Annotated in this window: 18 protein-coding genes, 1 other RNA gene and 1 pseudogene; 9 read left to right on the top strand and 11 right to left on the bottom strand. The window is 64.0% G+C overall.

All coding sequences use genetic code 11. The annotated features are described in order from the left end of the window. The 4 genes and pseudogenes from VG320_RS08025 to VG320_RS08040 all read left to right on the top strand — a co-directional run. Positions 1–78, top strand: a pseudogene (locus tag VG320_RS08025) (cell division protein ZapA); the annotation flags it as partial. Between the two features lie 114 nt (positions 79–192). Next, positions 193–373: non-coding RNA, 6S RNA (ssrS, locus tag VG320_RS08030), on the top strand. Positions 374–457: 84 nt separating this feature from the next. Beyond that, positions 458–916: an EVE domain-containing protein gene (locus VG320_RS08035; protein ID WP_327199591.1), complete on the top strand. Its 459-nt coding sequence runs from the start codon at positions 458–460 to the stop codon at positions 914–916. A gap of 270 nt (positions 917–1,186) precedes the next feature. Then, positions 1,187–1,915 (top strand): SIMPL domain-containing protein, encoded by a 729-nt coding sequence (locus tag VG320_RS08040; RefSeq protein ID WP_327199592.1) that lies wholly within the window; start codon positions 1,187–1,189, stop codon positions 1,913–1,915. A gap of 117 nt (positions 1,916–2,032) precedes the next feature. Here VG320_RS08040 and lgt read toward each other — a convergent pair whose 3' ends face one another. Both lgt and VG320_RS08050 read right to left on the bottom strand, forming a co-directional pair. Next, positions 2,033–2,947, bottom strand: a complete 915-nt coding sequence (gene lgt / locus VG320_RS08045; RefSeq protein WP_327199593.1) for a prolipoprotein diacylglyceryl transferase — start codon at positions 2,945–2,947, stop codon at positions 2,033–2,035. Between the two features lie 150 nt (positions 2,948–3,097). After that, positions 3,098–4,045, bottom strand: coding sequence for a LysR family transcriptional regulator (locus VG320_RS08050; RefSeq protein ID WP_327199594.1), 948 nt, complete (start codon positions 4,043–4,045; stop codon positions 3,098–3,100). 152 nt (positions 4,046–4,197) lie between these two features. Between VG320_RS08050 and ilvD the strand changes: the two genes are divergently transcribed. Together ilvD and VG320_RS08060 are read left to right on the top strand one after the other, a co-directional pair. Next, on the top strand, positions 4,198–5,871 hold the full coding sequence (gene ilvD / locus VG320_RS08055; protein ID WP_327199595.1) for a dihydroxy-acid dehydratase: 1,674 nt from the start codon (positions 4,198–4,200) through the stop codon (positions 5,869–5,871). A gap of 113 nt (positions 5,872–5,984) precedes the next feature. After that, positions 5,985–6,371 carry a c-type cytochrome gene (locus tag VG320_RS08060; protein ID WP_327199596.1) on the top strand — a complete coding sequence of 129 codons (387 nt, stop codon included), beginning with the start codon at positions 5,985–5,987 and terminating at the stop codon, positions 6,369–6,371. Between the two features lie 86 nt (positions 6,372–6,457). On the opposite strand, the gene VG320_RS08065 is transcribed toward VG320_RS08060, so the two are convergent. From VG320_RS08065 to VG320_RS08075, 3 genes are all read right to left on the bottom strand, one after another. Further along, positions 6,458–6,979, bottom strand: a complete 522-nt coding sequence (locus VG320_RS08065) for a DUF2486 family protein (protein ID WP_327199597.1) — start codon at positions 6,977–6,979, stop codon at positions 6,458–6,460. 69 nt (positions 6,980–7,048) lie between these two features. Next, the gene (locus VG320_RS08070) at positions 7,049–7,465 is read right to left on the bottom strand and encodes a DNA polymerase III subunit chi (RefSeq protein ID WP_327199598.1); all 417 of its coding nucleotides are present in this window, start codon (positions 7,463–7,465) and stop codon (positions 7,049–7,051) included. A gap of 31 nt (positions 7,466–7,496) precedes the next feature. Continuing rightward, on the bottom strand, positions 7,497–9,008 hold the full coding sequence (locus VG320_RS08075; protein ID WP_327199599.1) for a leucyl aminopeptidase: 1,512 nt from the start codon (positions 9,006–9,008) through the stop codon (positions 7,497–7,499). A 134-nt stretch (positions 9,009–9,142) separates the two neighbouring features. Here VG320_RS08075 and lptF point away from each other — a divergent pair, with 134 nt between their 5' ends. From lptF to VG320_RS08090, 3 genes are read left to right on the top strand one after another with little or no spacing between them, the layout of a single operon-like run. Next, on the top strand, positions 9,143–10,243 hold the full coding sequence (gene lptF, locus VG320_RS08080) for an LPS export ABC transporter permease LptF (RefSeq protein ID WP_327199600.1): 1,101 nt from the start codon (positions 9,143–9,145) through the stop codon (positions 10,241–10,243). Positions 10,244–10,246: 3 nt separating this feature from the next. Next, positions 10,247–11,395 (top strand): LPS export ABC transporter permease LptG, encoded by a 1,149-nt coding sequence (lptG, locus tag VG320_RS08085; RefSeq protein ID WP_327199601.1) that lies wholly within the window; start codon positions 10,247–10,249, stop codon positions 11,393–11,395. A 34-nt stretch (positions 11,396–11,429) separates the two neighbouring features. Continuing rightward, positions 11,430–11,813, top strand: a complete 384-nt coding sequence (locus VG320_RS08090) for a CbiX/SirB N-terminal domain-containing protein (RefSeq protein ID WP_327199602.1) — start codon at positions 11,430–11,432, stop codon at positions 11,811–11,813. Between the two features lie 80 nt (positions 11,814–11,893). On the opposite strand, the gene cobA is transcribed toward VG320_RS08090, so the two are convergent. From cobA to VG320_RS08120, 6 genes are all read right to left on the bottom strand, one after another. Continuing rightward, on the bottom strand, positions 11,894–12,649 hold the full coding sequence (cobA, locus tag VG320_RS08095; RefSeq protein WP_327199603.1) for a uroporphyrinogen-III C-methyltransferase: 756 nt from the start codon (positions 12,647–12,649) through the stop codon (positions 11,894–11,896). 51 nt (positions 12,650–12,700) lie between these two features. Further along, positions 12,701–14,017, bottom strand: a complete 1,317-nt coding sequence (locus tag VG320_RS08100; protein WP_327199604.1) for a sulfate adenylyltransferase subunit 1 — start codon at positions 14,015–14,017, stop codon at positions 12,701–12,703. A gap of 24 nt (positions 14,018–14,041) precedes the next feature. Further along, a complete protein-coding gene (gene cysD / locus VG320_RS08105) occupies positions 14,042–15,004 on the bottom strand; it encodes a sulfate adenylyltransferase subunit CysD (protein ID WP_327199605.1) in 963 nt (320 codons plus the stop codon). Positions 15,005–15,129: 125 nt separating this feature from the next. After that, complete coding sequence (locus tag VG320_RS08110; RefSeq protein WP_327199606.1) at positions 15,130–15,933, bottom strand: phosphoadenylyl-sulfate reductase; 804 nt, start codon at positions 15,931–15,933, stop codon at positions 15,130–15,132. Beyond that, complete coding sequence (locus tag VG320_RS08115; RefSeq protein WP_327199607.1) at positions 15,930–16,466, bottom strand: DUF934 domain-containing protein; 537 nt, start codon at positions 16,464–16,466, stop codon at positions 15,930–15,932. The genes VG320_RS08110 and VG320_RS08115 overlap by 4 nt, the downstream gene beginning before the upstream one ends. Before the next feature lie 31 nt (positions 16,467–16,497). Next, on the bottom strand, positions 16,498–18,177 hold the full coding sequence (locus VG320_RS08120) for a nitrite/sulfite reductase (RefSeq protein WP_327199608.1): 1,680 nt from the start codon (positions 18,175–18,177) through the stop codon (positions 16,498–16,500). Positions 18,178–18,439 lie beyond the last annotated feature (262 nt).

Consider the following 18,439-nt stretch of genomic DNA (forward strand, 5'->3'; position numbering starts at 1 on the left):
GCCGAAGAAATCCGTCGTACAATGCGCCAAATGAATGAACAGCTTGGCGCAGTGATACAGCAGTACGGTGTGCAATAAGCGTAGTGTCCGAAATACAGAATTCGACACACCGCGCTATAAAAGCCCCTGCATAATGCGTTAGAATGTTGTTCATCGAAGCGTACACAGTACGTTTCGAAACAGGTTAAGTCAGCTTCCCTGCCTGGTTCGCCAAGGTCATATATTCCTTGAACCAATGCCATGTGCACGGTTGCGGAAATTTGTAGCACGGGTGTGCGCGTCACTAGTCTGATGTACCCGAAGTGCTGCTAACTGCGACCAATTCTGAACCCTCGGTTCAGGATGCCGGCCTAGCGGCTAAGGCGGGGACCTATTCGAACGGCATCGGACATGAGTCCGATGCCGTTTTCCATTGGGGCTCCCCCTTCCCCCCACTTCCGACGTTCTTCTTCGACTCATGCGCTACTGGCTAATGAAGTCCGAACCCGACGAAGCAAGCATCGACGATCTCGCCAACGCCCCGCAACGCACGTTGCCGTGGACCGGCGTGCGTAACTATCAGGCGCGCAACTTCATGCGCGACACGATGCAGATCGGCGATGGCGTGCTGTTCTACCATTCGAGTTGCCCGGAACCCGGCATTGCGGGTCTTGCCCAGGTGTCGTCGACGCCTTATCCGGACCCCACGCAGTTCGATCCGAAAAGCCCTTATTTCGACGCGAAATCCACGCAGGAAAGCCCGCGCTGGATGCTCGTCGACGTGGTGTTCAAGAAGAAGTCCGCGCTGATCCCGCTCGCCACGTTGCGCGAACATGACGAACTCGCCGAGATGCGCGTGCTCGCCAAAGGCAATCGTCTTTCGATCACGCCGGTCACGAAGTCCGAGTGGGACTTCATCACGAAACGCCTCATGTAAGGCGGTAACGCAGTTCGTCTTCATCTGGCACAGCAGCGCTTCGCAATCTACAAAGATTGCAAAGCGCGCTGCATGCAGCGGGAACCGCGCGCGCGTCGCATCGCTCAAAGAACACGCGCGGCCACACACGTTCCACCTCTGCACACACAGCCGACACGCCTTCCCGTTCTTGCGCACAATCATGCGCTCGCGCGGCACGCGTTCGTGCATCCGCAGGTGTTGATGTGCGTGTGCTGGCCGCTTGCGAAATCCGTTCTGCAAGGAGCCAAAATGAAGAGAACAACCGCCGTCACGCTCGCTGCCGCTTTTGCCGCCGCAGTTCCGCTCGCCATGACGCTTGCGCCGCGCGCTGCGTTCGCGCAGAGCGAAGCGCGCTATCAACCCTCGGGCGTGCTCTCGCTGTCCTCGCAGGCAAGCGCCGAAGTTCCGCAGGACGTCGTCACGATCACGCTGTTCTACGAGCAGGAAGCGAGCGACCCCGCCACGCTCACCAACACGCTGAACCAACGCGCGGACGTCGCGCTGCAAAAGGCCAAAGGCGTCGCGGGCGTAACTGCGCGTTCGGGCCAGTTCTCGATCTATCCGTCCACCGATCGCGACGGCCGTATCTCCGCATGGCGCGGCCGTACGGAAGTCGTGCTCGAGTCGCATGATTTCGCGGCAGCGTCGAAACTCGCGGGCGATATCTCGTCGGTGATGCAGGTGGGCAACGTGCAGTTCTCGCTCTCGCCCGAAGCGCAGCGCGCCGCCGAACAGAAGCTCTCCGGCGAAGCGATCGCCTCGTTCCGCGAACAGGCATCGGCTGCTGCGCGAGCCTTCGGTTACAGCAGCTATTCGATTCGGGACGTGAACGTGGGCCACAACGGCATCGCACCGCGTCCGATGATGATGATGAGCGCACGCGCCGCCAACGCCGACGCCAAGATGGCGCCCATGCCGCTCGAAGGCGGCACGTCGACGGTGACGGTCAATGTGTCGGGTTCGGTGCAGATGAAGTAACGCGCATCGCGCACACGCCGCACCATGAAAAAAGCCACGGAAAACCGTGGCTTTTTTGTGCGCGTCACTTCATCGCGTGAAGCGACGCGTCATGCGCTCAACGCGGCTCAGCGACGCTCAGCTCTTCGCGCTAACCGCCGGCTGCGAAGCCGGATTGCGCTTCGCGCGGCGATACGCCCAGATCATCATCAGCACGCCCGCGATGATCATCGGCAGCGAGAGCCACTGCCCCATCGACAGACCGAGCGCAAGCAGGCCAAGGAAGTCGTCGGGTTCGCGTGCGAACTCCACCGTGAAGCGCGCAAGACCATACCCGATCAGGAACATCGCCGAGATCGCGCCAACCGGGCGCGGCTTGCGCGAGAACAGGATCAGCACGATGAACAGCGCAACGCCTTCGAGCGCGATTTCATACAGCTCGGACGGGTGACGCGGCAGCAGGTGATACTGCGCGAACACTTCGTTCAGATGCCACTTCGCCGCCAGCGCCGGATGCGATTGCAGCCACGCGGCGTCGTCGTTGGCCGCGCCGGGGAACATCATCGCCCACGGCGAATCGGGCGAGGTCACGCGGCCCCACAGTTCACCGTTGATGAAGTTGCCCAGACGGCCGGCGGCCAGACCCGTCGGCACCATCGGCGCGACGAAGTCGGTCACCTGCAGCCACGTGCGCCCGCGTTGCCACGCGAACAGCACCATCGCGAAGGTCACGCCCAGGAAGCCGCCGTGAAACGACATGCCGCCTTCCCAGACCTTGAAGATGTCGAGCGGATGCGCGAAGTACCAGCTCGCCTTATAGAACAGCACGTAGCCGAGCCGCCCGCCCAGGATGGTGCCGAGCACGCCGTAGAACAGCATGTCGTCGATGTCCTTGGCGGTCCAGCCCTGCGCGGCCACGAACGGCAGACGCAGGCGCAGACGCCCAATCACGATCGCGAGAATGAAACCGACGAGATACATGAGGCCGTACCAGCGCACGGCGAGCGGCCCCAGATGGATGGCGACAGGGTCGAAATTCGGGTGAATGAGCATCGTGGAAAGCGTTCTTGTCGGCGGTGAGCTTTGAAAGCGGATTGCAGGATGCGCCGCACCTGGCGACGCCGAAGCCTGACATTATCGCCGACGCGAGCGGCGGCGAGCCATTTTGCACCTTTTCCGGTGGACAACGACGGGCCGGACACTTTAGGGGCCGGATATGAAAGCGGCATGCGCACGCACGATTTCGATAAACGCCGCCAGCACCGGGCTGACTTCCGCCGCGCGCCAGACGAGGCCGGTTTCGATCGTCGGCGCGGTCTCGGCAAGCGGCCGGTACACCACGCCCGTGCGCCGCAGATGCCGCAGCGATTGCGGCACGAGCGCGACGCCCATCCCCGCCGACACGAGGCTCACGATCGTCTGCATCTGGATCGCCTCCTGCCCCACGCGCGGCGCGAGCCCCGCCGCGCCGTAGCAGTCCATGATCGTGTCGTAGAAGCCCGGGGCCAGATGGCGCGCAAACACCACCAGCGGCGCTTCGGCAATTTCGCGCAGGCTCATGGGCGTGTCGCACCAGCCGTCTGTCGTTGGACTGCCGGTGCGCGCTGCCAGCGTCGTGGGCATGGCAATCACCAGCGGCTCGCGCGCCACGCGCAGATACGCCAGTTGCGCGGCGTGACGCGGCGGCAGCGGCGCAATCACGAGACCCGCGTCGATACGGCCTGCCACCAGTTCCTCGACCTGCACGTCGCTGGTCGCCTCGGTCAGTTGCAGGCGCACGCGCGGATAACGCGCGCCGAATTCGCGCAGCAGCGCGGGCAGCAGGCCGTAATCGGCGGTCGACACGAAGGCCAGCGCCAGCACGCCGGCCTCGCCGCGCGCGAGGCTTTGCGCGAGCGGGCGCAAGGCTTCGGCGGCCGCGAGCAGACGCCGGACCTCGGGCAGCAGATCGGCGCCCACGGCGGTCAGCTCGACCGAGCGGCGCGTGCGCGCGAACAGCTCGACGCCGAGCGTCTCCTCCAGCGCGCGGATCGCCTGCGACAGCGGCGGCTGTGTCATCGACAGGCGCGCGGCGGCGCGGCCGAAGTGCTGCTCCTCGGCCACGGCCACGAAGTAGCGCAACTGGCGCAGGTCGGGAATCGTGTTGCTCATAGCGTCGATTGATTCTTTTTACGACTCAATAAGCCACGAATAATATATTGGACATTGCGCTCGCGAAATACCATTCTGTTTCGACATGCCGGCGCATCGTCGATAACTCCTCCCTGCCGGCTCAAAAAGACACAGCCCAACGGAGCGTCCCCATGTCCTACAACCGTCGTTCGAAGCACATCACGCAAGGCGTCGCGCGCTCGCCGAACCGCTCGATGTATTACGCGCTCGGCTACGAGAAGGCCGACTTCGACAAGCCGATGATCGGCATCGCCAACGGCCATTCGACCATCACGCCGTGCAACGCGGGCCTGCAGCGGCTGGCCGATGCGGCCGTGGCCGCCGTCAAGGGCGCCGACGCCAACCCGCAGACCTTCGGTACGCCGACCATCTCCGACGGCATGTCGATGGGCACCGAGGGCATGAAGTACTCGCTGGTCTCGCGCGAAGTGATCGCCGACTGCATCGAGACCTGCGTGCAGGGGCAATGGATGGACGGCGTGGTGGTGATCGGCGGCTGCGACAAGAACATGCCAGGCGGCATGATCGCGCTGGCGCGCATCAACGTGCCGGGCATCTACGTGTACGGCGGCACGATCCGCCCGGGGCACTGGAAGGGGCAGGACCTGACCATTGTTTCGGCGTTCGAGGCGGTGGGCGAATTCACCGCTGGGCGCATGAGCGAAGAAGATTTCGAAGGGGTCGAGAAAAATGCCTGTCCGTCGACGGGCTCGTGTGGCGGCATGTACACGGCCAACACGATGAGCTCGTCGTTCGAGGCGCTGGGCATGTCGCTGCTGTACTCGTCGACAATGGCCAACCCCGATCAGGAGAAAGTGGGTTCGGCGGCCGAATCGGCGCGCGTGCTGGTCGAGGCGGTCAAGAAGGACCTCAAGCCGCGCGACATCATCACGAAGCAGTCGATCGAGAACGCCGTGGCGCTCATCATGGCGACGGGCGGCTCGACCAATGCCGTGCTGCACTATCTGGCGATCGCGCACGCCGCCGAAATCGAATGGAGCATCGACGACTTCGAGCGCATGCGCAAGAAAGTGCCGGTGATCTGCGATCTCAAGCCTTCGGGGCACTACGTCGCGACCGATCTGCACGCGGCCGGCGGCATTCCGCAGGTGCTCAAGTTGCTGCTCGACGCGGGCCTGCTGCACGGCGACTGCATGACCATCACCGGCCGCACCATCGCCGAAGAACTCAAGGACGTGCCCTCGAAGCCGCGCGCCGACCAGAAGGTGATCTATCCGATCGACCAGGCGCTCTACAAGGAAGGCCATCTGGCGATTCTCAAGGGCAATCTCGCGGTGGACGGCGCGGTCGCCAAGATCACCGGCCTGAAGAACCCCGTCATCACCGGCCCGGCGCGCGTGTTCGACGACGAGCAGAGCGCGATGGATGCGATCCTCGCCGACAAGATCAAGGCGGGCGACGTCGTCGTGCTGCGCTACCTCGGGCCGAAGGGCGGCCCCGGCATGCCGGAGATGCTCGCGCCCACCTCGGCGATCATTGGCAAGGGGCTGGGCGAATCGGTCGGGCTCATCACCGACGGTCGTTTCTCGGGCGGCACGTGGGGCATGGTGGTTGGGCACGTCGCACCCGAAGCGTTCGAAGGCGGCACGATCGCGCTGGTGCATGAAGGCGACTCGATCACGATCGACGCGCACCAGCTTCTGCTGCAACTGAACGTGGACGACACCGAACTCGCGCGCCGCCGCGCCGCGTGGAAACAGCCCGCGCCGCGTTACACGCGCGGCGTGATGGCGAAGTTCGCAGCGCTCGCGCGACCCGCTAACAAGGGCGCGGTGACGGGGTAAGTGATCGCGGGCGGTGTCTTGCGCACAGAGGCGCGGGGCGTGCTGTCAGAGCGCGCGCCCTTTGCTCCTATAATGCGACGACACAGCCGGCGACCACGCTGGCGGAGACCAGCATGAAACTGAAGTCGCAAGCGAACAACAAGACAGCGACGCCGGCCGCCCCGCTGGCATTCACCCTTGCTGCGATCGCATTGATCTGCACCCTGGCGGCCCCGGCTGCCGAGGCGCAGACCGGTCCGGGCAGCGCGCCGAGCGGCCTTGCACTCGCGCAACAGCAGAACTGCATGAGTTGCCATTCCGTGACGCGCACCTTCATGGGCCCGGCACTACGCGACGTCGCGTCGAAGTACGCGGCCAAACCCGAAGCGCAGGCCTACCTCGCGCACAAGATCATGGAAGGCAGCGCGGGCGTGTGGGGCATGGTGCCTATGCCCGCTAACACGCAGTTGAGCCCGGGCCAGGCGGCCATGCTCGCAAGCTGGATTCTCACGCTGAAGTGACAAGACGCGTCGATCGCGCCGGGAAAGTCCGGCGCGCGATCGACGGTTTAGATGACCGGGATATCCTGAATCAGCAGGTCGCGCACTTACGCGCCAGGCGCAGTGCCATGCGTCGCGCGCGCAGCCAGTTCCTCGCGCACCGCGGCCTTGACCCAGCCTTTAAGCTCGGTTTCGAGCGCAAGGCCGATCTCGCGGGACACCTGCCCCACGATCCAGTGCGAATGCTCCTGCATCGCGGCGCTGCAGCGCTGCTCGATCACGCCGCGCCCTTCGCCGGTCAGCCAGCTCAGGGCGCGCCCACGCAGACGCTCGACTAGCGCGTCGGCGTCATGGGCGTAGAGGGCGTATGTGTCTTCAGGTGTGGACGCGGGAACCGGTGCGGCTACGGCCTCATGCGCAAGAGATGGCTCCGGCACGGCGTGCACGGCGGCCATCGTCTCGGCCGATGCGGGCGTGCCCACGGGCTCCGGCGCATCGTCGGGCAGGTTCGCGGCTTCGGGCACAGGCGCGCGCTCGAACGGCGAGCGCGCCCGCAGCAGATTGCCCGCCACGAGCACGTCGTTCAAAAGCGGGATCGGCGCCTCTTCGATCTCATGCAGGTCGGACACGATCACCTCCTTCGGATATCGATCAGGCAAATCATCAAGCCGGGCAGCACGATCACACGCCAAAGGCGCTCAACCGCCCTGCTTGTAGTTGTTCAGCGTATAGCCGCGGTCGCGATAGAACCGGTAGCGCTCGCGGCCCGACGCCAGCTCTTCGGGCGCATTGCCGATCACTTCCAGCAGGCGCTCGAAGCGCGCGAACTGCTGCGGCACCGCCGCGCCCAGGTTGAGCAGCACGCGATGATGCGGCGCACGCTCGAGATCGGCGGCCAGCACGATGGGCGTTTGCGCGGCGAGCGCGCTGTCGGCCATGCAATGCGGCACGAACTCGAGCGGCGAGAACGTCCACAGCAGCTCGTCGAAGGTGCGCAGGCGCGCAGGCTCGGCCAGCACCACTACCTGCTGGTCGGCCAGATACGCCTTGCGCACCAGACGGCAAGCGTATTGCAGCGCATCGCCCACGTTGGTGTGGAAGTCGATGCGCGTCATGCTGCGTTCCCTGCCTTGACTACTCTCAACGTCATTGTGCAGCGCGGTCGATGAGGAACTGCGCCAGCAGCGGCACCGGACGGCCGGTGGCGCCCTTGGCCGCGCCACCCTTCCATGCCGTGCCCGCGATGTCGAGGTGCGCCCACGGATACGCTTCGGTGAAGCGCGACAGGAAGCACGCCGCCGTCACCGCGCCACCCGGACGCCCGCCGATATTGGCGATATCTGCAAAGTTCGACTTGAGCTGGTCCTGATACTCGTCGTCGAGCGGCAGGCGCCAGGCCGGGTCGTTGGCTTCTCGCGAGGCGTCGAGCAACTCGCCCGCGAGCGCGTCGTCCTTCGAGAACAGGCCGCTGTTGTGATGGCCCAGGGCAATCACACAGGCGCCCGTGAGCGTAGCGATGTCGATCACGGCAGCCGGCTTGAAGCGCTCGACATAGGTAAGCGCGTCGCACAGGATCAGGCGGCCTTCGGCGTCCGTGTTGAGGACTTCGACGGTCAGACCCGCCATCGTCGTGACGATGTCGCCAGGCTTCGTGGCGTTGCCGGCAGGCATGTTCTCGCAGGTCGGAATCACGCCGATCACGTTGAGCTTCAGACCCATTTCCGCCACCGCACGCATCGTGCCCAGCACCGAGCCCGCGCCGCACATGTCGTACTTCATCTCGTCCATGCCCTCGCCGGGCTTGAGCGAGATGCCGCCCGTGTCGAACGTGATGCCCTTGCCGACCAGCACGATCGGCGCGCTCTTGGCGCTGGCGCCCTGGTAGTGCAGGACGATGAACTGCGGCGGCTCGACCGAACCTTTTGTTACAGAAAGAAACGAGCCCATCTTGAGCGCTTCGATCTGGCGCTCGCCCAGCACTTCGGCCTTGAGCTTCCAGTCGCGCGCGAGCTTCTTGGCCGTGGCCGCCAGATACGTGGGCGTGCAGACGTTGCCCGGCAGATTGCCGAGGTCGCGCGTGAGGTCCATGCCGTTGGCCAGCGCCACAGCCTGCTTGGCGGCGACCTTGGCGGCTTTTTCTTCGGCTGCGTCCACGCTGAAGACGACGCGCTTGAGCGCGCGCTGGGCCACGTCGGGCTTGCTCTTCATCTGCGTGAAGCGGTAGGTCTCGTTGCGCAGCGCGAGGATCGCGGCGCGTACGCCCCATTCGCCGTTGCGTTCCTTGATGGGCAGTTGCGCGAGCGAGAAGGTCACCTGCGCGATGCGCGTGCCGAGAATCGCGCGCCAGGCGGCCCGGACGGCTTCGCCGTAGGCCTTCTGGCCGAATGCATCCTGCTTGCCGAGGCCCACCAGCAGCACCCGCGAGGCGCCGATACCGGTGACTTCCGGCAGGAACAAGGTCGAACCGGGCTTGCCGTCCATGTCGCCAGCCTTGACGACGCGGGCAATCGTGCCGCCGAGGGCGCTATCGATCACGAATGCCGGGCCGGAGAGAGTCTGTGCTTCGAAGACACCGACCACGACGCAATCCGACTTGCCGGTCAGGAAGGGGCCTTCCCCGCCTTTGCTCCAATCACAGGCTTTTATGCTAAAGTCCATCGCGCTTGTCCTCGGATAAAATCAGGGCTTAGGATGAAAGCCGCAATTATCCGCTATTTTTCCCGCGGCGGCTCCTGGGTGGTAGCGCAAGCTGCGCGGCGCCCGGCGCAGGCCGCCCGCCCTGCCCATCTAGAATGATCTTCGAACGTTCCCTGCAGCGCGAACTCGCGTACACGGCCGGCGCCGTGTTCATGGTTCTGCTCACGATCATGCTCACGACGATGATGATCCGCATCGTCGGCTTTGCCGCATCGGGCCAGATCGACCCGCGCGACGTGCTGGTCCTGATCGGCCTGACCGTGATCGGCTATCTCGCCGTGATGCTCATCGTCACGCTTTTCGTGTCGATCCTGTTCGTGCTCACGCGCTGGTACAAGGATTCCGAAATGGTCGTGTGGCTCGCCTCCGGGGTGAGCCTGACGCGCCTGATCAAGCCGATCGCCGTGTTCTCCACGCCGATCATCCTCTTGATCGTGTTCTTCGCCTTCATCGGCTGGCCGTGGTCGAACGCGCAGAGCAAGCTGATCCGCGCGCGCTTCCAGCAGCGCGATGAAGTGTCGCTGCTCGCGCCCGGCCAGTTCCGCGAATCGCCCACCACGCACCGCGTGTTCTTCATCGAAAGCATGAGTCCCGACCAGGGGCGCGTGGAGAACGTGTTCGTCACGAGCACGGAGAACGGCAAGGTCAACGTGATCGTCTCCAAGACCGGCCACACGGAAACCACCAAAAACGGCGATCGCTTCATCGTGCTGGAGAACGGCCGCCGCTACGATGGCGAGCCGGGGCACCCCGACTTCCGCATCTCCGAATTCCAGCGCTACGGCGTGAAGATCCAGAGCCAGCCGGTGGTCAATACGCCTACGGCGAGCACGACCTCGACGCCGGATCTGCTGCGCAACCCGACCAATGACAATCTGGGCGAATTCGCCTGGCGCATGGGTCTGCCGCTCATTGCGATCAATCTGATGCTGCTGGCGATCCCGCTGGCGTACCAGAATCCGCGCCGCAGCCGCACCATCAACCTCGTGATGGCCGTGCTGATCTACCTCACCTATTCGAACCTGCTCAACGTGGTGCAATCGCAGATCGAGCAAGGGAAAATGTCGTTCGGCTTCGGCCTCGTGGTCCTGCATATCGTGGTGCTTGCGCTCGTTGCCTTTATTTTCTGGCTGCGTGTGCGCAACCGGCCGCTCTTTACCCGCGCGACCTTCGGCCGCGCGTCGCAGGGGAACTGACCGATGCGCATTTACGAGAAATACTTTGCGCGTCAGGTCTATCTGACGTTCATCTTTATTCTTTTCGCCTTCTCCGGCCTGTTCTTCTTCTTTGACCTGATCAACGAGCTGAATTCGGTCGGCCACGGCAACTACAAGTTCATCTACGCGGTGCTGCGCGTGGGGCTGCAGTCGCCGTCGCGGCTCTATGAAATCATTCCGGTCGCCGCGCTCATTGCCGCGATCTACGTGTTCGCGCAGATGGCCGCGAGCTCCGAATTCACGATCTTCCGCGTCTCGGGTCTGGCGACTGGCCAGGCGCTGCGCTCGCTGCTCAAGATCGGCATTCCGCTCGTGCTGCTCACCTATCTGATCGGCGAAGTGGTCGGTCCGTACACCGATCAGCTTTCCGAAAAGGTGCGTCTGGAAGCGCTCGGCTCGGCCGTATCGACGGACTTCAAGTCGGGCGTCTGGGTCAAGGACACGCTTACCAAGCGCGCCGACGGCGAGCAGGCCACGCGCTTCGTCAACGTGGGCGAACTTCAGCCGGACGCGACCATCACGAACGTGCGCATCTACGAATTCGATTCGCAGTTCCGTCTTTCGAACGTGCGTGTGGCAAAGAGCGGCAAGTTCCAGCCGCCGGGCCACTGGCTGCTCAAGGACGTGACGGACACCGAACTGATCAGCGTGCCGCCGCCGCAGAACCAGCCGACCGACGCGCTCGCGCCGATCTATCGCGCCACGCAAACTTCGACGCCCGAGTATTCGCTGCGCTCGGAACTCACGCCGCAGATTCTTTCGGTGCTGCTGGTGTCGCCGGATCGCATGTCGATGTTCAACCTGTTCCGCTACATCCAGCATTTGCAGGAAAACCATCAGGACACGCAGCGTTATGAAATCGCCTTCTGGCGCAAGCTGCTCTACCCATTCGCGGTGTTCGTGATGCTGGTGCTGTCGCTGCCGTTCGCGTATCTGCATACGCGCGCGGGCGTGGTGGGCGTGAAGGTGTTCGGCGGGATCATGCTGGGCATGAGCTTCCAGCTCGTCAACACGCTGTTCTCGCACATCGGCAATCTGAATACCTGGCCCGCGCCACTCACGGCGGCAACACCCGCGTTGATCTATCTGGCGCTAGGGTTGCTGGGGCTGAAGTGGGTGGACAGGCACTGACCTCGGGTCAGCGCCGTTGACTGGAGTCGCGACGATGGTTACCGCCAGCAAGCATGGCATGATCCTGTTCGGCCACGGCGCGCGCGATGCGCGCTGGAAAGAGCCGTTCACGCGTCTGGCGGCCAAGCTCGCCGCTGCGCGCGGTCATGGCGGCCCGGTCGATCTGGCGTTTCTTGAACTCATGACGCCGGGCCTGCCTGACGCCATCGACGCACAAATCGCGCAGGGTTGCACCACGATCACCGTGGTGCCGGTGTTCTTCGGCCAGGGCGGCCATATCCGCCGCGATCTGCCCGCGCTCATCGCGCAGTGCCAGGATGCGCATCCGGACGTGAAGCTCAATTGCGCGACGGCCGTGGGCGAGGACGACGGCGTGCTCGACGCGATCGTGCAGTACTGCCTCACTCACGACGCCTGAAACGCATCGACGTAAACGCAAGAAGGGCCGCTTTTCAGCGGCCCTTCTGCTTTCTTGTGGCACAACCCCCGTCTTGATCCTTAAGCGGCGGCCAGACGTTCGTCGGCCTGATCCGCCTGCTGCCCTGCCCGCTCGGCAAATGCCTCGCCGATCATGAGCAGGCTAGGCTGCGCCGCGTCGAGCCAGTCCTGCGCGTCGCCGGCCGCCAGACCCGCCAGCGTCAAAGTGAGCATGCGCTCGCGTGCCGTGCTGCAGGCTTCGACGATCGCCACCGGCGTCGCGCCCGGACGGCCCGCGTCGATCAGCTGTTGCGCGATATCGGGCGCGCTGTCGCGGCCCATGTAGAACACCAGCGAATCCGCATTCACGTGTTCGCGGATCTCATCGCTGCCCGCCGCGCGCGAATACGTCGCGAGCGCCACGCTGCGCGACACCCCGCGCAGTGTGAGCGAGCGTTTCAGCGTAGCGGCGCTGGCGAGCGCCGCCGTGATGCCCGGCACGACTTCGAATTCGATGCCCGCGGCTTCGAGCGCGCGCATTTCCTCGTCGGCGCGGCCGAACAGCATCGGATCGCCACCCTTCAGACGCACGACGATGTCATGCTCGCGCGCCGCATCCACCAGTTGCTTGTTGATGAACTGCTGCGCCGTCGAGCGCTGCCCGCAACGCTTGCCGACCGCGATGAACTTCGCATCCGCCGGCGCGTAGTCGAGCATCGCCGGCTCGACCAGCGCGTCGTGCAGCACGACCTGCGCCTGACCCAGCAGGCGCGCGCCGCGTACGGTGATGAGATCCGCGGCGCCCGGTCCGGCGCCGATCAGATAAACCTTGCCCATATTTTCCAACCCTGTATCGACCGGAGCGAGCCTGCGCTCTTGCGTCCGGCCTTAAGCCGTCAGCGCGCGAATCATGCCCGCAGCCACCGTGTGATGCGTCGCCTCGTCGATGAGAACGAACGCGCCGGTGCCGGGATGTGCATCATACAGGTCCGCGACCAAAGGCTTTTGCAGCGTGAGCGCCACGCGGCCGATATCGTTCATGGCGAGTTCCTGGCGGTCCACGGCGTGCGACAGCGTATGCACGTCGAGCACTTCCTTGATCGCGCCGATCTTCGCGAACACCGTGCTGGTGGTTTGCTTGAGCAGGTACTTGCGCGCCGTCGAAAGCGGCTCTTCGTCGAACCAGCAGAGGTCGGCTTCCAGCTTCTTTGCCGGTTGCGTGGCGTCGCCGGCCGGCACGAAGGTGTCGCCGCGCGAAACGTCGACATCTTCTGCCAGGCGAATCGTCACGGTCTGGCCCGCGAAGGCGCGATCAACCTGCGCCGTGCCGCCCGGCACCGGCGCGATGATTTCCGCAACCGTCGCGGCGCGGCCTGCGGGCAGCACCGTGATGGCGTCGCCGAGCTTCACTTCGCCCGCTTCGACACGGCCCATGTAGCCGCGGAAGTCGTCTGCGCTCGAACCGTCCTGGCGCGCGACCCACTGCACCGGGAAGCGCAGCGCTTCACCCGTCGGCTGCGCAACCGGCAGACCTTCGAGCAGATCGAGCAGCGGCTCGCCTGCATACCACGGCATGCGCTCGCTCAGCGTCACGATGTTGTCGCCCTTGAGCGCCGACACCGGCACGAAACGCACGTTGGCAAGGCCAAGCTGGCGCGCGAGCGCGACATAGGCTTCGCGGATCAGGTTGAACGTCGCTTCGCTGTAATCGACCAGATCCATCTTGTTGATCGCAACGATCACGTGTTGCAGACCGAGCAGCTTGACGATGGCGCTATGGCGCTTGGTTTGCGGCAGCAGTTGCGTCACGCCGTCTTCGACCGTCACACGCGTCGGGTCGATCAGGATGATCGCGGCGTGCGCGGTGGACGCGCCCGTGACCATGTTGCGCGTGTACTGCTCGTGGCCCGGGGTATCGGCGATGATGAACTTGCGCTTGGCCGTGGCGAAGTAGCGGTACGCCACGTCGATCGTGATGCCCTGCTCGCGCTCGGCTTCCAGGCCGTCCGTGAGCAGCGACAGGTCGATTTCGTCGCCGACGGTGCGCTTGTTCTTCGCACGCGAGAGCGCCGAAAGCTGATCGCTCAAAACAGCCTTGCTGTCGTACAGCAGGCGGCCGATCAGCGTGCTCTTGCCGTCGTCTACGCTGCCCGCCGTGATGAAGCGCAGCACGCCGAGGTCTTCAGGTTGATGCGTCGTAACCATGTTCAATTCTTCCTCTGCGTGCTTTTAGAAATAACCTTGCTTCTTGCGCTGTTCCATCGCGGCTTCCGACGCCTGGTCGTCCATCCGCGTGGCGCCGCGTTCCGTGATTTCCGTCACGGCGGTCTCTGCGATGATCTTCTCGATGTTGTCGGCATCGCTCGCCACCGGGCAGGTGCAGCTGATGTCGCCCACGGTACGGAATCGCACCTGAGCCATTTCGCTGACTTCGCCTTCCTTCATCGGCGTGAGCGGCGTGACCGGCACCAGCAGGCCGTTGCGGCGCACGATCTCGCGCTGGTGCGCGTAGTAGATCGACGGCAGTTCGAGCTTTTCGCGCTCGATGTACTGCCACACGTCCAGTTCGGTCCAGTTCGAGATCGGGAACACGCGCAGGTGCTCGCCATTGTGCAGACGCGCGTTGTAGATGCTCCACAGTTCCGGGCGCTGCGCCTTCGGATCCCACTGGCCGAATTCGTCGCGGAACGAGAAGATGCGCTCCTTCGCGCGGGCCTTCTCTTCGTCGCGGCGCGCACCGCCGATCATCGCCGTGTAGCCGTATTGCTCGATGGTTTCGAGCAGCGTCACCGCTTGCGCGGCATTACGCGAATCGGTTTCGCGGCGCAGGCGCACCGTGCCCTTCTTGATCGAATCTTCGACGTGACCGACCACGAGTTCCGCGCCGATTTCGGCTGCGCGGCGATCGCGGAAGTCGATCACTTCTTCGTAGTTATGACCCGTGTCGATGTGCACGAGCGGGAACGGCAGCGAGGTCTTGCGGTTCGCACCCAGACCAAACGCCTTCAGTGCGAGCGCGAGCACGACCACCGAATCCTTGCCGCCCGAGAACAGCAGCGCGGGCTTGCTGCACTCGGCAACGAGTTCGCGCAGGATGTGGATCGACTCGGCTTCGAGCCAGTCGAGATGGTCCATGCGGTTCGCCGTGACCTGAAGCGGCGCATTCACTGCGGAGTCGAGCGTCGTGCTCATGTTCGGATCCTTCGTCTGATCGCGTCCCGTTCCGGAGATTCGGGAAAATTCGGGAACGCGTTACTCTGTATTCGACTTTCGCCGCCGTTCGCTACAACGCTGAAAACGGCGCGAAAACTTCAATCTTAGCTTGCGCGACTGATCGGGGAAACCAGCGGCGAAACGTCCGCGGCCGCTTCGACCACCGGAATCGCGGAGACCGACGTGATGTGCAGTCCGCATTCCTTGGTGTCGCGCGATTCCCACCACCAGCGGCCCGCACGGCTGTCTTCGCCGGGACGGATCGCACGCGTACAGGGCTCGCAACCGATGCTCGGATAACCGCGTGCATGCAGCGGATTCACCGGCACGTCGAAGGCGCGCAGATAGGTCCAGACATCGGCTTCGGTCCAGTCCGCGAGCGGGTTGAACTTGTCGATGTTGCGGGCTTCGTCGCGTTCTTCTTCATGCAGCTCCGCACGCGTGACCGACTGCTCGCGGCGCTGGCCCGTGACCCACGCCGACACGCCCGACAGCGCGCGATTGAGCGGCTCGACCTTGCGGATCTCGCAGCAGCGCTTGCGCAGATCGACGCTCTCATAGAACGCATTCAGGCCGTGCTGCGTGACGTATTCGTCGATCGCGTCCGGTTGCGGATGAAACTGCTCGATCTCGTAGCCGTAGCGCGCGCGCACCGTGTCGATCATGCCCACGGTTTCCGCGTGCAGGCGGCCCGTGTTCAGCGAGAAGATGCCGATCTTCACACCGCGCGAAAGGATCGCGTGGGTGATCAGCATGTCTTCGGCGGCGAGGCTGCTGGCTAGCTTGACGTCGGCGTGACGCGCGGCGATCGAATCGAGCAGCGCATCCAGGCGCTCGATCTTCGCTTGCAGTTGCGTCGACACTTCAGCACTGACTTCGCTGGCTGGCGTGGAAACGTCGGCACTCATGCTGCGACGCCTCGTTGCCCTTCCTTGCGGCGGAACAGCGGCGACGGCTCGTCGAACGCGCCCTGGTATTGCACCGTGAACTCGGTGAACGCCTTCAGTGCGTCGTTGATGTCCTTGTCGGCGCGCAGTGCGTACGCGTCAAAACCGCAACGCTCGTAGAAGCGCAGCTGGTCGCGCAGCACGTCGCCGATCGCGCGGATTTCGCCCTTGTAGCCATAGCGCTCGCGCAGCAGACGCGCGATCGAATAGCCGCGGCCATCGCGGAACACCGGGAAATCCACGCCGATCAGCGCGATCTTGTCGAACTCGGCGACCACGTCGGCCGGTTCGCTGTCCGGCGCGAGCCACACGCCCAGTTCGTCCTTGCCGCGTGCGGCGACCAGCGCCTCGCGGTTGGCCTGGAAGTACGCGAACGGAACCAGCACCTTGCCGTCGGGCAGCGCGGCCACATCCGGCAGCACGCCGTCTTCAGCTGCGCGCACGACCTGCCAGTTGTCTTCAACGATCTCGCGGTTCTTGATGATCAATGCCATTGCTTAACTCTCGTATCTCGTTGACTGCGGATCAGGCGTGGGCCGGCTGGCGCGATGCGTACACGCGCTCCTTGAACGGGGCCATGCCGATGCGGTCGTACGTGTCGATGAAACGCTCGCCGTCGATGCGGTGTTCGACAAACGTGTCGATCACCTTCTGCACCACGTCGGGCATCTCTTCCGCCGAGAACGACGGGCCGATCACGCGGCCAAGGCGCGCGCCATTGGCGCCATTGCCCTGCTCGCCGCCGAGCGACACCTGGTACCACTCCGAACCGTCCTTATCCACGCCCAGCACGCCGATGTTGCCGACGTGATGGTGACCGCACGAGTTCATGCAGCCCGAGATGTTGAACGACAGGTCACCCAGGTCGTAGACGAAATCGAGGTTCTCGAAACGCTCCTGGATCGCCAGCGCGATAGGGATCGACTTCGCATTCGCGAGCGAGCAGAAGTCGCCGCCCGGACACGCGATGATGTCGGTCAACAGACCGATGTTCGCGGTCGCGAAGCCCTGTTCCTTCGCCTTTTCCCACAGCGCGAACAGGTCGCGCTTCTTCACATCCGCGAGAATCAGGTTCTGCTCGTGCGAGACGCGGATCTGGCCGAACGAGTATTCCTCGGCCCAGTCGGCCACGGCTTCCATCTGCTTGTCGGTGGCGTCGCCCGGCGCGATGTTGCGCGGCTTGAGCGAGACGGTGACCGACGTATAACCCGGCACACGGTGCGGGCGCGTATTACGCTCGACCCAGCGCGCGAAGGCGCGGCTTTCCAGCAGATGCTTTTCGAACGACGTGTCGGTATCGGCGAGCTTTTCGTAGGCCGGCGGCACGAAATACTGCGAGACGCGCTCGACTTCGGCCTGCGTGAGCGTCGAAGGACCGTCCTTCAGGTGCTGCCACTCCTCTTCCACTTGCTGCGCGAACTTCTCGGGCGAGAGCGCCTTCACGAGAATCTTGATGCGCGCCTTGTAGAGGTTGTCGCGGCGGCCGTAGCGGTTGTACACGCGCAGCACGGCTTCGCAGTAGGTCAGCAGATGCTGCCACGGCAGGTTGCGCTTGATGATCGCGCCGATGATCGGCGTGCGGCCCAGACCGCCACCCGCGAGGATGCTGGCAACCACTTCGCCCTGTTCGTTGCGCTCGAGGTAGACGCCCAGATCGTGGATCTGCACGGCGGCGCGGTCTTCCTTCGAACCCGAGACAGCGATCTTGAACTTGCGCGGCAGCCACGCGAATTCGGGGTGGAACGTCGACCATTGACGCATGATCTCGGCCCACGGGCGCGGATCGACGACTTCGTCGGGCGTCACGCCCGCGAACTGGTCGGCGGTAATGTTGCGGATGCAGTTGCCCGACGTCTGGATGCCGTGCATCTGGACGGACGCGAGCTTGGCGAGGATTTCAGGCGTTTCTTCGAGCTTGATCCAGTTGTACTGGATGTTCGAGCGCGTCGAGAAGTGGCCGTACTCGCGGTCGTGCTCGCGCGCGATCTGGCCGAGCATGCGCAGTTGATCGCTACGCAGATTGCCGTACGGAATCGCGACGCGAAGCATGTAGGCGTGACGCTGGTAGTACAGGCCGTTCTGCAGACGCAGCGGACGGAATTCTTCTTCGCTCAATTCGCCCGACAGGCGGCGGCGGACCTGGTCGCTGTATTGCGCGACGCGCTCGTCGACGATGGTCTGGTCGTACTGATCGTATTGGTACATTCGGGGACCCCAGGGTTGTATCAATCGCGGCGTTCCGGTTACGCCACGTTCTCCGACTTCGACTTGGCCAGTTCTGGTCTGCCTGACACGGCGCCTTCAAATCGCCGGTCATTTGCTAATGACCAAAACAGATATCCATATTGGAAAAGTTGGGGAAATGGTAATAAACTCGCCTTATATTTCAAACGATCTAAAAATCAGGTTGATATGCCAAGGGGTTATATATGAACCTGCATCAGTTCCGCTTCGTGCGCGAGGCTGT

It is taken from the genome of Paraburkholderia sp., from assembly GCF_035948235.1.
Taxonomy (GTDB): Bacteria; Pseudomonadota; Gammaproteobacteria; order Burkholderiales; family Burkholderiaceae; genus Paraburkholderia.

Excerpts from the sequence above, each read along its gene's own strand:
- VG320_RS08035 (WP_327199591.1), top strand. The coding sequence starts at position 458 with ATGCGCTACTGGCTAATGAAGTCCGAACCCGACGAAGCAAGCATCGAC.
- VG320_RS08040 (WP_327199592.1), top strand. The coding sequence starts at position 1,187 with ATGAAGAGAACAACCGCCGTCACGCTCGCTGCCGCTTTTGCCGCCGCA.
- lgt (WP_327199593.1), bottom strand. The coding sequence starts at position 2,947 with ATGCTCATTCACCCGAATTTCGACCCTGTCGCCATCCATCTGGGGCCG.
- VG320_RS08050 (WP_327199594.1), bottom strand. The coding sequence starts at position 4,045 with ATGAGCAACACGATTCCCGACCTGCGCCAGTTGCGCTACTTCGTGGCC.
- ilvD (WP_327199595.1), top strand. The coding sequence starts at position 4,198 with ATGTCCTACAACCGTCGTTCGAAGCACATCACGCAAGGCGTCGCGCGC.
- VG320_RS08060 (WP_327199596.1), top strand. The coding sequence starts at position 5,985 with ATGAAACTGAAGTCGCAAGCGAACAACAAGACAGCGACGCCGGCCGCC.
- VG320_RS08070 (WP_327199598.1), bottom strand. The coding sequence starts at position 7,465 with ATGACGCGCATCGACTTCCACACCAACGTGGGCGATGCGCTGCAATAC.
- VG320_RS08075 (WP_327199599.1), bottom strand. The coding sequence starts at position 9,008 with ATGGACTTTAGCATAAAAGCCTGTGATTGGAGCAAAGGCGGGGAAGGC.
- lptF (WP_327199600.1), top strand. The coding sequence starts at position 9,143 with ATGATCTTCGAACGTTCCCTGCAGCGCGAACTCGCGTACACGGCCGGC.
- lptG (WP_327199601.1), top strand. The coding sequence starts at position 10,247 with ATGCGCATTTACGAGAAATACTTTGCGCGTCAGGTCTATCTGACGTTC.
- VG320_RS08090 (WP_327199602.1), top strand. The coding sequence starts at position 11,430 with ATGGTTACCGCCAGCAAGCATGGCATGATCCTGTTCGGCCACGGCGCG.
- cobA (WP_327199603.1), bottom strand. The coding sequence starts at position 12,649 with ATGGGCAAGGTTTATCTGATCGGCGCCGGACCGGGCGCCGCGGATCTC.
- VG320_RS08100 (WP_327199604.1), bottom strand. The coding sequence starts at position 14,017 with ATGGTTACGACGCATCAACCTGAAGACCTCGGCGTGCTGCGCTTCATC.
- cysD (WP_327199605.1), bottom strand. The coding sequence starts at position 15,004 with ATGAGCACGACGCTCGACTCCGCAGTGAATGCGCCGCTTCAGGTCACG.
- VG320_RS08110 (WP_327199606.1), bottom strand. The coding sequence starts at position 15,933 with ATGAGTGCCGACGTTTCCACGCCAGCCAGCGAAGTCAGTGCTGAAGTG.
- VG320_RS08115 (WP_327199607.1), bottom strand. The coding sequence starts at position 16,466 with ATGGCATTGATCATCAAGAACCGCGAGATCGTTGAAGACAACTGGCAG.
- VG320_RS08120 (WP_327199608.1), bottom strand. The coding sequence starts at position 18,177 with ATGTACCAATACGATCAGTACGACCAGACCATCGTCGACGAGCGCGTC.